11 protein-coding genes are annotated in these 13,006 nt (G+C 49.9%); 8 read left to right on the forward strand and 3 right to left on the reverse strand.

Annotation, left to right across the window (positions count from 1 at the left end; all coding sequences use genetic code 11):
- Positions 1 to 56: 56 nt before the first annotated feature.
- The 3 genes from AC1RVX_RS23955 to AC1RVX_RS23965 all read left to right on the forward strand — a co-directional run bounded on the left by AC1RVX_RS23955 (position 57) and on the right by AC1RVX_RS23965 (position 2,877).
- Positions 57 to 1,184, forward strand: a complete 1,128-nt coding sequence (locus AC1RVX_RS23955; protein WP_493219105.1) for a glycosyltransferase family 4 protein — start codon at positions 57 to 59, stop codon at positions 1,182 to 1,184.
- Between the two features lie 130 nt (positions 1,185 to 1,314).
- Positions 1,315 to 2,109 carry a MipA/OmpV family protein gene (locus tag AC1RVX_RS23960; RefSeq protein ID WP_493219106.1) on the forward strand — a complete coding sequence of 265 codons (795 nt, stop codon included), beginning with the start codon at positions 1,315 to 1,317 and terminating at the stop codon, positions 2,107 to 2,109.
- A gap of 15 nt (positions 2,110 to 2,124) precedes the next feature.
- Positions 2,125 to 2,877 carry a hypothetical protein gene (locus AC1RVX_RS23965; RefSeq protein ID WP_493219107.1) on the forward strand — a complete coding sequence of 251 codons (753 nt, stop codon included), beginning with the start codon at positions 2,125 to 2,127 and terminating at the stop codon, positions 2,875 to 2,877.
- A 63-nt stretch (positions 2,878 to 2,940) separates the two neighbouring features.
- Here AC1RVX_RS23965 and AC1RVX_RS23970 read toward each other — a convergent pair whose 3' ends face one another.
- Complete coding sequence (locus tag AC1RVX_RS23970) at positions 2,941 to 3,117, reverse strand: hypothetical protein (protein ID WP_493219108.1); 177 nt, start codon at positions 3,115 to 3,117, stop codon at positions 2,941 to 2,943.
- A gap of 255 nt (positions 3,118 to 3,372) precedes the next feature.
- On the opposite strand from AC1RVX_RS23970, the gene AC1RVX_RS23975 reads away from it, so the two are divergent.
- Entirely contained in the window at positions 3,373 to 5,592 is a 2,220-nt protein-coding gene (locus AC1RVX_RS23975) for a TonB-dependent receptor plug domain-containing protein (RefSeq protein WP_493219109.1), read from the forward strand.
- 80 nt (positions 5,593 to 5,672) lie between these two features.
- On the opposite strand, the gene AC1RVX_RS23980 is transcribed toward AC1RVX_RS23975, so the two are convergent.
- On the reverse strand, positions 5,673 to 6,164 hold the full coding sequence (locus AC1RVX_RS23980; RefSeq protein ID WP_493219110.1) for a pilin: 492 nt from the start codon (positions 6,162 to 6,164) through the stop codon (positions 5,673 to 5,675).
- Positions 6,165 to 6,461: 297 nt separating this feature from the next.
- Here AC1RVX_RS23980 and pnuC point away from each other — a divergent pair, with 297 nt between their 5' ends.
- Complete coding sequence (pnuC, locus tag AC1RVX_RS23985; RefSeq protein ID WP_493219111.1) at positions 6,462 to 7,052, forward strand: nicotinamide riboside transporter PnuC; 591 nt, start codon at positions 6,462 to 6,464, stop codon at positions 7,050 to 7,052.
- Positions 7,040 to 7,564, forward strand: coding sequence for an AAA family ATPase (locus AC1RVX_RS23990; RefSeq protein WP_493219112.1), 525 nt, complete (start codon positions 7,040 to 7,042; stop codon positions 7,562 to 7,564). The genes pnuC and AC1RVX_RS23990 overlap by 13 nt, the downstream gene beginning before the upstream one ends.
- Positions 7,565 to 7,654: 90 nt before the next feature.
- Here AC1RVX_RS23990 and rpoD read toward each other — a convergent pair whose 3' ends face one another.
- Positions 7,655 to 10,396 carry an RNA polymerase sigma factor RpoD gene (gene rpoD / locus AC1RVX_RS23995; RefSeq protein ID WP_493219113.1) on the reverse strand — a complete coding sequence of 914 codons (2,742 nt, stop codon included), beginning with the start codon at positions 10,394 to 10,396 and terminating at the stop codon, positions 7,655 to 7,657.
- 517 nt (positions 10,397 to 10,913) lie between these two features.
- On the opposite strand from rpoD, the gene AC1RVX_RS24000 reads away from it, so the two are divergent.
- Positions 10,914 to 11,582 carry a c-type cytochrome gene (locus AC1RVX_RS24000; RefSeq protein ID WP_493219114.1) on the forward strand — a complete coding sequence of 223 codons (669 nt, stop codon included), beginning with the start codon at positions 10,914 to 10,916 and terminating at the stop codon, positions 11,580 to 11,582.
- Between the two features lie 21 nt (positions 11,583 to 11,603).
- Positions 11,604 to 12,923: a c-type cytochrome gene (locus tag AC1RVX_RS24005; RefSeq protein WP_493219115.1), complete on the forward strand. Its 1,320-nt coding sequence runs from the start codon at positions 11,604 to 11,606 to the stop codon at positions 12,921 to 12,923.
- Positions 12,924 to 13,006 lie beyond the last annotated feature (83 nt).

Here is a 13,006-nt window from a genome sequence, read left to right on the forward strand (position 1 = left end):
GGAATGCCCATCATGCCGGCGGGATAGGGAATATGCCGTAACAGACGGGGTTTGCAATGAAGGTCTTACATTTCTATCGCACGTATCATCCCGATACCTTTGGCGGGATAGAGCAGGTCATACGGCAACTGGCCGTCGGCACTACCCGTCTGGGTGTCAGTAATGAAGTGCTGACCCTGACGCGCAGCAAGGGCCAGCTTGAGCTTGAGCTGGAAGGGCATCAAATACACAGGGTCAGGCAGAATTTTGAAATTGCATCGACCGGATTTTCATGGCAGGCACTCTCGCGTTTCATCGAACTGGCGAATAGCGCAGACATCATTCACTATCACTTTCCCTGGCCTTTTATGGATTTGATGCATCTCATTGGCAGAATCAGGAAACCCAGTATCGTGACCTATCATTCCGACATCGTCAGACAGAAATTTTTAATGAAGGTGTATGAACCTTTGAAGAACTGGTTCTTGAATGATGTAGACAGGATAGTGGCTACTTCACCCAATTATTTGTCCACCAGCCCGATTCTACATCGTTACCGTGACAAGACCGAGGTCATTACCTATGGGCTGGACAAGAGCATTTATCCTGAGCCATCACCTGCGGTTGCTGCGCATTGGCGCCAGCGTTTCGGTGAGCGCTTTTTCTTGTTCGTGGGCATGCTGCGGTATTACAAGGGTTTGCACATTTTACTGGAAGCAGTAGCTGATACGGATATGCCTGTTGTCATCGTCGGCAATGGCCCGGAAGAGCTGGCGCTCAAGCGGCAGGCACAGGAATTGAAACTGACGAATGTCCATTTTTTGGGTGCTCTGCCGGAAGAAGACAAAACCGCTTTGCTGAGTTTATGTTATGGCCTGGTGTTTCCTTCACATTTACGTTCGGAAGCATTCGGCATCTCACTGTTGGAAGGTGCTATGTATGCCAAGCCCATGATTTCCAGTGAAATAGGTACCGGGACAACCTATATCAACATCGCAGATCAAACAGGCCTGGTTGTGCCGCCGGATGATCCCCAGGCTTTGCGCGTTGCCATGACAAAATTGTGGAACAGCCCGCAACAGGCCGTGCAGATGGGGCGCCAGGCACAACAAAGATATGAATCTGTGTTTACTGCCGATATCATGGCCAGAAATTATGTGCGCTTGTATGTCGATGTGATCTCCGGTAATACCAATATGCCCTAGCTATGAAGATAGGAACATATCTTTTTCGTTTTTCTCCACATCACCCATCTTGGTCGCGATAAAAAGACAGACTGAGATTTCTACTGTGTTTACAATAAGCTGGTTATTCCAATTAAAAAAATTATTCAGCATGAAATCTATTTCTTTCTTACTTTTATTCAGTGTCGCGCAGTTTGCTTTAGCACAGACGCCAGCGGCCACCATGCTGCCCGACGGTAGTTCTGACAAGTATCTGGGGCTTGGATTAATTTCTGAACCCAGTTGTGAATTGGGTGGTGAACAGACTACGCGCATCATGCCCAATGTGCAAATGCAATGGAGTAATGGCCTGTTCCTGCGCAACACCAATCTGGGATTACACCTGAGCCCATTTGACCGTGTTGAATTCGGACCGTTGCTGGCCTACCAGCGTGGTTGCAGTGCTTCCGCAGCACGTAAGCTGGCAGGCTATGGAGATGTGGATGGCAGTTTCCAGGCAGGTGGCTTTTTAAATTATCAACCCGTAGGCGGATTGCGTCTGAGCTCTAAAGCACTGCTGGGACGCGTGTCGGGCAAGCAAAGCAGTTACTTCAATCTGGAGGCACGTACCTACCATCAGTTGGCACTGCATCATGGCGTCGCCCTGTCATCTGGCCTGACCTGGAGTAGGCGTTCTTATGATCAGTCAGGTGCACGCTTTGACCCTGATGTGAGTATTTCATCCGGTAATGGTTTTGCTGCGTCGCTGGTTAAGATGCAAAGTCAGACTGATGCGAATGTCAGGAATGCCTATCTCGGACTTAACTGGAACTGGGAATTTAGCCCGGCGTGGATGTTAACTTCTTACATAACGGCCACGCACCAGTTTGATAGTGGCAGAGACAGTTTATGGCTGGGCAAGAGTAATTATGTGACCGTGTATTCCGGTCTGGCTTATCGATATTAATCAGTTTTGAAACGTATGATCATTCAGTATTCCTCAATCTTTGCAACGATGCTGCTGGCATCTGGTATTGCGTGTGCGCAGCAGTCTGGCGCAGTGGCAAGCCATCAGCCAGTGATGCTGGAGCAGGCAAAAAAAGTGGATGCTGAATGGGTCAGCTATCGCAATGTCTATAAACTGATGATACGGTTTGAAAAATACGGCAAGCCAAAGAATCTCATACAGAATCACTTTCAGGTGCTAGGCAGGCAGGGTAATTATGTGTCGGAAGATCTGGAGCTAAGTCTGGTCAGCAAGAACATGCGTCTCAGCTTGCCACTTGATGCGACGGGCCGTTCCAATTTTCCTTTGTTGAAGTCAGCTTATGATGATAATGCAGAACTGGTGGTCAATCATGCACCTGAAGAGTTGGTGTTTCAATCCAGAATTTCCATCATTTCCCGAGCCGATGGCGTGTATGAAATGGCAGAATTGCGAGCGGCTTGTGAACAGGCTTGGACGTATCTGAGAACCGAAGGTGATACCAATGTGCTTGGTAAAAAGTGCACAGGAGTTAAGTTTTCCTATGCGCGCAATATGACACAGGCGGGCATCCGGTTCAGAAATGGGGAGCAACAAATCACCGTTTTGCCTCTGCAGGACGGCAACCCCTATTCGAATAACTTGCCCAACATAAACAAGCTAGCCAGTGTTCGTTTTGCCGATGTTGCCGACAAAGGGCAAGTGCTGACGCAGAATACCCCGGTCATTATTACGCCGATGTTTGAATGAAATTCAAACTCAAGCAGTAACGGTAGTGCAACTGTGGCAACTGCTGTTACTGCTTCATTCAACTTACCAACGACGCCAGTGCCTGCCACCACCCCAATAAGGGCCGTTATCGATGACGATAGGGGGTGCCCTGACAACAACGGATGGTCCGGCTACGTAGCCATTTGCTGGTACTACAACGCAGCCTGATAGATTCAGTGTGGCAGCCAGCAATGCCAGTAGTGCTAGACGAGTACGCATAATGTTCTCCTGTTTGATCTTACCTACATACAATGCGTGACGGCGCTTGCCGTTGACAGCAAGAATGTAAGTCTATGTTTCCTTTGTTTCCAAACCACCTGAGTTATCGCGGGAAAGCGGCAAGCCTGGGTTTGCACAGCCGTTGGGAAAATTGCTCAACAAGTTGACGCAAGGGCTTGTTGCGATGCGGAACTTTGTATCATGTGGTATGGTCCAAGGCTTAACTTTTACTACTATTGCAACAATAATATCTATATGCAAAGCAAGAATCTTTCTTTACGTCCAACTATCCTTTCCCTGGCAATCATGGCTGCATTCAGCCAGCCGACAATGGCGCAGCAAGCCAATCAACCAAAAGCAGAAGCAGTAGAAAAAACTGACTCCAAAATGCAAAAGGTCGAAGTACAAGGCGCGCGTGATTATGACGAGCGTCGTCATGACACGGCCACCAAAATTGTCGTCACGCAGGAAGATATCGTGCGTTATGGAGATACTACTGTCAGTGAGGTATTGAAACGTCTGCCGGGTGTGACCATGGGTGGCGTCCAGGGACGTGGTGGGGATATTCGTATGCGTGGATTGGGTGCAGGTTATACCCAGATCATGTTGAATGGCGAGCCCAGCCCACCAGGTTTTTCTCTGGATTCTTTGTCACCCGACATGATTGAACGGATAGAGGTTATTCGCGCAGCCACAGCTGAATTAAGTACCCAGTCTATCGCCGGCTCCATCAACATCGTTCTGAAGAAAAGTGTGCAGACTGCACAAAAAGAGTTCAAAGCCGGCCTGTTTGAAGATGGCGGAAAATTTGGTGAAAATCTGAGTTATCAGGTATCTGATAAATCTGGACGCATGTCGTATTCCTTGTCCGGCAACCTGACCCATGGTCAGTATGAACGACCGAGTTATTCTGATGAGGTTGGTACTGATGCCAACGGCAATCCCAATCTGCTGCGTCATACTGATATGCTTGGTTGGGGTACCTTCAACAGTTTGGGATTTGCACCGCGCGTCAACTGGAATCTTGAAAACGGCGACACCCTGACGACCCAGAGCTTTATCAATGCCAGTCGTTTCGTTGGACATAATCGCGAATCATCCAATACCAGCATTGGCGCCTTGCCAACTTATGTAAGTGACAGTCAGCAAATTCAGTCTGAAGCTGCGATGTTCCGTACCAATTTGAACTGGATACATAAACTGGAAAACAGTGCCAAACTGGATGTCAAGCTGGGTGTCAATTTCAACAGGCGTACAGTTGATGTCGGGCTGTTGGGCTACGATATAAATAACGGCCAGATACTGGACCGCAAATCAACCTCTGGCGGTACCGACAAAGGTATGACCATGAGTGGCAAGTACAGTGCACCATTTGTCGAAAATCATTCCTTTGTATTTGGCTGGGATGGTGCTTACAGCAAGCGTACAGAGACCCGCGAGCAAATTGATATAGTCAATACTGCGATCAGCAAACTGCCCCCAATTAACCTGAATGAAGATTTTGATGCCGACGTGACTCGTCTGGCCTTGTTTGCCCAGGATGAATGGAATGTCACCAAGCAATGGTCCGTCTATGGTGGTTTGCGCTGGGAAGGTCTGGACACCCGTAGCCAGGGCAATACCTACAGCGAAGTACATAATAAATCCAGTGTCTGGAGCCCGATATTGCAGACACTGTATAAGCTGCCAGACAGCAAAAACGATCAGGTCAGGTTGGGTATTACCCGCACCTATAAGGCGCCGGACACCAATCGCCTGATTCCGCGCCGATTTATTTCCAATAACAATAGTGCCACCAGTCCCGACTCCATGGGGAACCCGAACTTGAAGCCGGAACTGGCCTGGGGCCTGGATATGGCATATGAACATTACTTGCCAGGTGGCGGTATGCTGAGCGCCAGCGTGTTCATGCGCAGGATTGATGATATTACCCGTACAAGCTTGACCCAGGAAGTCAGTGGCAAGTGGGTAAGCATGCCGGTGAATGATGGACAGGCCACCACTAAAGGTATCGAACTTGAAGCCAAACTGCCGTTGCGGGCCATGATGGCAGATGCGCCAGCGATTGATTTCAGGGCCAATCTGTCATTTAACTGGTCTGACCTGAGTACCGTGCCTGGCCCAAATAATCGACTGGATTCCCAGACACCTATCAGTGCCAACCTGGGTATTGATTACAAGCTCGACAAACTGCCTTTGACAGTCGGTGGCAATGCCAGCTTCCAGGATGGTGGTCCGGTACGTATTTCTGTTGCACAAAGCAGTTATTCGGTGCCCAAGCGTGTGCTCGATTTATATGCTTTGTGGAAGTTTGACGCAAAAACCAATTTGCGCGCATCGATAGGCAATGCTCTGCATCAGGACAATATCAATGCCAGCATCTACACCTATACAGACGGCAGTGGGTCAGTGCGCCAGACAAATACCACGCCCACCACGGTGACCGCGCGTCTGATGTTTGAACACAAGTTCTGAATCCTTTAAAGATACAGTACTTGTTTACTTAATTTCGACAGTAAGGAATAGAGTGGCCAGAAGTCATTGCCAGCACCAGTTTATTTGTTGACTCTGGTGCGGCAATTGAGTGGCAAGTTGGCTTCCGGAATCGTGGTCCTGTCCACGCCTTTGACCGTCATTTTGTCGGGTACTGGTGCCGAAGCACATACCCATGCAACTGGGACTACTGGGGCGTCGTCGACGACGGCAGGACGCAGGCTAAGTATTTTTCCCTTCAGTGCTGAATGCGCGTTGTTGCCGAAGGTAATATGGATAGCACCATCTTTGACGGCAACTGAACGGACCAGATTGTTGACGATCTTGTCATCCATCGGTAAACCTGCCGCGGCATTGTCAGCCGGGAATTTCTGTTCGGCCAGCCATGCCGCGGCAATAGGTTTTTTTGCAATATCTGCCAGAGGAATCGCCGCCTCTATCTGCTCTCTGACGATCTTGTACAAATAGGAAGGAATAGCCATTGCTGCCAAAATGGAGATCACCACGATGACCAGCACCATTTCCAAAAGCGTAAAGCCACGTTGTTTTTTCATGGAATTTGTTTCAATAGAGTTTTCAGAGGCTGTAGCAAAATGAAAATGCCAAGGTGACACAGCAAGCGCAAACATAATTTGTGTAACAGTCACTTAGAAATATAGCGGATTAGGGTGCTACCTCACAATCTAAATGTTGTCGTCAGGCGCAATTACTTCTTGAATTTTGCGTAATATACTGAGAAAAAGGCAGCGTTTGATTACATTTCCCTGTGAATTCTGAACACTTTCGCTGATAATGCGGGCTCACCAGTACTTGATATCAGCACCTGACTATCCGCCCCCAAGTTATGCAAGATGAATGACCCACTTCCCCTCTTCGGATTCAGTACCACCTTACTGGAGCTGCTTTCCTTTATCCTGTCTGTGATCACGGTTGCCTTGAATATACGGCAACTGCACTGGGCCTGGCTGTTTTCCATTGTGTCTTCCGCTTTATATGCGGCGGTATTTTTTGACGCCAGATTGTATGGCGACATGGGTTTGCAGTTTGTGTTTGTTGGCGTGTCTGCCTGGGGATGGTCACAATGGTTGCGCGGGGACGGACAATCTGCCACATTGCCTGTAACCGGGCTCAATACAAATGGAAGATGGATAGCAATGGTAGCCTGTCTGTTGGCATTTGCGGTGCTGGCCGTTTTCCTTAAATATTGCACGGATACCGATGTACCGTATGCTGATGGGTTGCTGACAGCAGGTAGTTTGCTGGGGCAGGTTCTGCTGAGCCGGAAAAAAATCGAGAACTGGCATGTCTGGATCATCGTCGATGTTCTGTACGTCGGCTTGTATATCTATAAAAATCTGATGCTGACTGCTATTTTGTATGGCATCTTTGTTGTGATGGCAGTCATGGGCCTGCGCGCCTGGAGTAAAGTATGTCCACAGTAAACCGGGTCGTGATTCTGGGCGCAGAATCGTCAGGTAAATCCATCCTGGCAGAGGCATTGGCAGCACATTACCAGACCATCTGGGTGCCCGAATACCTGCGTGAGTTTGTCGAGCAACAGCAGCGCGTACCAAAGCAGGAAGAACAGATTCTGATCGCCCGCACGCAGTTGCAACGTGAAGCCGAACTAGCATCAAAAGCGCAAGACTGGTTGTTTTGCGATACTGGCCCCTGCATGACCGCCATTTACAGCCGTCATTATTTTGGTGATGCCGGTGCAGAACTGGATGCACTGGATCAGGCACATCAATACGATTTCACCATTGTGACTGCACCAGATTTTCCGTGGATGCCAGATGGTCTGCAACGTGAATCGGCTGCGGTGCGCCAGTTGATCCATGAAGAAGTGCTGAATGTGCTGGAAGACCGGGAAATCCCTTTCCTTCTGGTTGAAGGCAGCATTGCACAAAGGTTGGAGCAGGTGCAATTTGCATTGTCGTTTTTAACGATGTGAAATCTGACTGGGGCTTTAAAATTTTTCCAACAAAAAAGCACTGCTCTTTGAAAGACAGTGCTTTTTTAGTGCATTGAGAACGCGAGAGACTTAACTGCTTTCCATCAGACTCTTCAAATGGTCGGCACGGGCAGGGTGGCGCAATTTTTTCATGGCCTTGGATTCAATCTGGCGTATGCGCTCACGCGTGACTTCAAATTGCTTGCCCACTTCTTCCAGCGTAAATTCGGTGCTGGTTTCCAGGCCGAAGCGCATGCGCAAGACCTTGGCTTCGCGTGGACTCAGTGAATCCAGTGCTTCTTTCAGCTTTTCCTGTACCGATGCCTGCATGGCTGCGGCCATAGGCGACAGGGTCATGCTGTCTTCAATAAAGTCACCCAGTTGCGAATCGCCATCGTCACCGATAGGGACATCGAGTGACACCGGTTCTTTGGCAATCTTCAGAATTTCACGTACCTTGTTTTCCGGCAGGCCCATTTTTTCGGCTATGGCTGCCGGTTCAGGTTCCAGCCCGCTGGCTTGCAGCAACTGGCGCTTGACACGGTTCATTTTGTTGATGGTTTCTATCATGTGCACCGGCACACGGATAGTGCGTGCCTGGTCAGCAATGGCACGTGCAATTGCCTGTCTGATCCACCAGGTGGCATAGGTAGAGAATTTATAGCCGCGGCGGTATTCAAATTTATCAACCGCTTTCAACAGACCGATATTGCCTTCCTGGATCAGATCCAGAAATTGCAGGCCACGGTTGACATATTTCTTGGCGATGGAGATCACCAGACGCAAGTTAGCCTCGGTCATGGCGGCCTTGGCTTCGCTGGAACGTTTTTCACCCGCCACCATTTGCTTGTTGATCTCACGCAGATCATGCAAAGGCAGGCGGACATTTTGTTCCAGATCGATCAGTCGTTGTTGCAACTCGCGCGCCGCATGGATGTTACGACCCAGGATGGCAGCATAACTGGATGTGCCATTGATTTCCCGGTTCAGCCATTCAGGGTTGCAGGCATTTTGACGGAAATGCTCAACAAAGTAAGCACGCGGCATACCGCATTTGTTGACCATCAATTCCAGCATCTGCTTTTCTGTCTGCCGCAAAGTTTTCATTTGCTTGCGCAGCGTGTCACACAATTTTTCAGCGGTTTTGACACTGAAGCGCATGCCTTGCAATTCACGGGTAATCGCTTGCTGCGCCTGTTGATAGGCAGGTGACTGATACCCATCTGCAGCGCGGGCTGCCTGCATTTGCTCAAAGCGCATGCCAACCACTGCAAATTTTTGCAGCACGGTGGCTTTTAATTGCTGTAGCTGTTCATCGCTGATGCCGCTCGCGTTGTCGGCTACAGCATCATCGTCGTCATCAAGGTCATCCAGCTCATCGGCATCGCTGAGCTCTATCGCGGGTGCATCTGCGGCATCTGGGTCCAGCATGCCATCTATGATGTCGTCGACACGGATTTCATCTTTGGAAATCTTGTCAGCGATATCCAGGATTTCCTGTATTGTGCCAGGGCAGGCAGAGATCGCCTGCACCATGTCTTTCAGACCATCTTCTATGCGCTTGGCAATCTCGATTTCGCCTGAACGCGTCAACAACTCAACACCACCCATTTCGCGCATATACATGCGTACTGGGTCGGTGGTGCGGCCAAAGTCAGAATCCACTGTCGCCAGTGCGGCAGCGGCTGCGGCTTCAGCTTCGTCTTCGCTGACATTGGTGGCGACATTGTCGGTCAGCAGCATCATGGCGGCATCAGGCGCGCTGTCATAAACAGCAATGCCCATGTCATTCAGGGTGCTGATGACGCCTTGTATCATTTCTGCGTCTGCCACATCGTCTGGCAAATGATCATTGATTTCAGCATGGGTCAGATAGCTGCGGTCTTTACCCAGGTTGATCAGCTTGGTCAGTTGCTTGCGATACTGGTCAAGTTGTTCTTCATTGTTGGCGATACTGGCAGAGCTGCCCGCGCTTGATTTTTTGGCTTTGGCACGTGCTGCACGTTTCATTTCGGCAGATTCTGCTGCATTCAATGCCAGGATTTCATCATTTTCAAAATTGAATTCGGATGATTTGCGGCCACGTTTTGCCGGTTCACGCATCGCTGGCAAGATGTAACCTGAGGTGTCAATGTCAGCCACATTGCTGACAGGTGTCACAACAGGGGTTGTCGCAGAGACCGTAACAGGCGTAAAGACAGGTGCAGCAACCGATTCTGGTGCAGACTTGGACGCGGGGGGGGCGGACATCGGTTTCAGTGTCACTACCGGTGCTGGCGGTGCCAGTTTGCCCGAACCTATACGTGCTTCACGTTTTATGATCACGGGTGCTGGTGCCTGCTGGTCAGCCAGTAGCAATTTTTTCGCCAGTTTGGGTGCTGTCTTGCGGATCACCACCACGCGCGGCTTGGCGGCGTCGGTATCGCCAGTATCTGGCTTGCTGTCTGCAGCAATGGCTTCTTCACGCACCTGCATTGGCTGAGCGTGATTTAGCGTAACCTCATCTGCCTGGTCGCCGTTATCGCCAGCAAGCAGAGCGGGGGTGTCAAGCTCAACAGACGTGACTGCTTCTGCCGTGTCGGCGACACCAGTATCCGCACCTGTCAATTGCAGGCGCGAACGGCGCTTGGTGATTACCGTTACCGGTGCAGAAACCAGGGTTGGCGTCTCTTCTGTGATGTCAGCGACGGGCACGACCATCTGTACTGTCGTTGTGCGCGTGATAGTCTGCGCATTGCGGTTCAGTTGCAGAGGCGGCTTTTTACCTAAAGTGAGCGTGGATCCTGTTTTTGTTGCTGGAGAAGTGTTTGAGTCAGTTAAGCTGTTTTTCATGTAACAAATTCGAATACGACAACAAATGCTTGTCAAAAGTTTTTGGCAATAGCAAGGGCGAAAAAGCTGCTGGCGATCGTCAGTAACAGATCAACGGCAGGCGTGGCACGGATGAAAAAGCCCGCTGGTTAAAGCGGGCCAATCTCATCTTGCTGAATCTGAGTCTCAAATCGAGACGAAAGGGCAGAATTATCCTCGGCTTGGGCCTTCTTGACAAGCAAGACTTTGCTTTTCTGCGAAGAAAGTTTTTCAGTAAGGGGATATCTATCATTGTCCTGTGCTGAAGGGCAGTATTTAAACCGGAGCAATGATCTTTTCTGCGAAGTTTGATGTCTGACCAGTTTTAAGTAAAAATGAATGGAGTTTGATCTACATCTATGTATCTGGTGTATTTCAGGAAATGTTTGAAGTAAGCTGTTAGGCTACAATTTTTGTACTTCTTTTTTTGTCTGTGTTGATAATGGCAGTGATCGCCCGTTTTCTCCCCTATTTTTGCAGAAATATCCTTTTTTCAGCTATGTTGATAGTGCCAGTGTTTACTGAGGCACAAAGTATTCCTGATACCCTGACCCAGCGACTGAAGGCATGTACAGCTTGCCATGGTGCTGAAGGCCGGGCCGGTACCGATGGTTTTTACCCAAGGATAGCGGGTAAGCCAGCTGGTTATCTTTATAATCAATTGCTTAATTTTCGCGATGCCAAGCGCGGCTATCCGGCGATGCGTTATATGGTTGCCCATATGTCGGACGCCTACCTGAAAGAAATTGCGGATTATTTTTCAAATCAGCATCCACCTTATTCTGCGCCACAGGCATCTGATACGCCGCCATCAGTTTTGGAGCAGGGGCGCCAATTGGTGTTGAAAGGGGATAAATCCCGCGATTTGCCCGCTTGTGTCGCTTGCCATGGGGACAAGATGACTGGTCTGGCACCATATATTCCTGGCTTGCTGGGCTTGCCACGGGACTATCTGGTTGCGCAATTGGGGGCCTGGCAAACCGGCAGTCGTAAAGCACACACTCCAGATTGTATGCAACAAGTGGCGGCTAAATTGAAGCCACAGGATATATCAGCGATTTCTGCCTGGCTGGCGGCGCAACACGTGCCGACTGACGTAATGGCATTACTGCCCACCGATGCTGGAACGCGTCAGTTTCCGCTAACTTGCGGCAGTCTTCTTCGCTAAATTCGGATACGACAGAAATACATGAAACGATTTTTATTGATTTTGCTGGCCCTTGTGTCAGTTAGCTTGCTGTGTGCTGCTGGCGTTGCTGTATATGGTTATTACCTGGTGGATGATCATCAGAGTTCACCTGTAAAAACTAAAGACTCTGACGCTGCTGCTCTGCTTATCAAGGGCGAATACCTGGTGCGTGCCGGTAACTGCATGTCCTGTCACACGGCGCGCGGTGGTGCCGCTTTTGCAGGTGGGCGTGTATTGCAGACAGAGTTTGGCGATTTTGTTACACCAAATATCACCCCCGACGCGAAAACTGGTATTGGTAACTGGAGTGCAGAAGATTTCTGGCAGGCTTTGCATAATGGCAAAGGGCGCGATGGGCGCATGTTGTATCCGGCTTTTCCTTATGCCAATTACAGCCAGGTGACACGCGCAGATTCCGATGCCATGTATGCCTATTTCCAGTCCATCCGCAAGATAGAGCGGGCAAACCAGTCACATGAATTGCGTTTTCCTTATGATCAACGGGCTTTGTTGGCGTTTTGGCGTGCGGCTTATTTCCGCCCCGGCGTGTATCAGCAGGATACACGGCAAAGTGCAGAATGGAACCGTGGAGCCTATCTGGTGAATGGCCTTGGTCATTGCAGCGCCTGCCACAGCAGCCGCAATATGCTGGGGGCGAATGCCGGTACGGCTGATTTGTCTGGTGGAGAACTGGCGCAGACCAGTTGGTATGCCCCCTCTCTGGCACACGGTAACGAGATCAATCTGGCGCAGTGGCAAGCACCACAATTGCTGGCTTTGCTGAAAAATGGCATCAATACGGACACCGCAGTGTCCGGCCCCATGGCTGAGGTTGTGTCTGCCAGTCTGCAACATCTGTCGGATCAGGACGTGAGTGCGATGGCGACTTACCTGCAAGCGACTCCTGCCGTAAAAGTGGAAGAAAAAGACATGTTTGATCGTGCCTTGTCTGCCCAAAACATCAGCAAGGAAACCATGGATGGCATCATGAAAGCGGGCGCTGCACTGTATAAGACGCATTGCATGGATTGTCACGGTGCTGGCGGTACGGGCATAGCATCCATTTACCCGGCATTGAAAGCTAACCCCGCGATACAGACACAACTGGTGGCAAATCCAGTGCGTTTGATCCTTGCTGGCGGTTTTCCACCTGTCACCAAGGGTAATCCCCGTCCGTATGGCATGCCGCCATTTGGTCAGGTACTGACTGATAATGAGGTGTCGCTGGTATTGAGCTATGTGCGTAACGCCTGGGGCAACCAGGCGTCGGTGGTGACTGCATCCGAGGTTAATCGTTATCGCACGGCGACCTTGGAATAGGGTGTAGATTATGGGTAACTGATCGTGTAAATTAATAGGACTTGCGCAAAACCACTTAGCTGCGGTGCAGCTCCTTAGATTAT

The sequence above is a fragment of the Undibacterium sp. GW821-FHT11B02 genome (assembly GCF_058808955.1).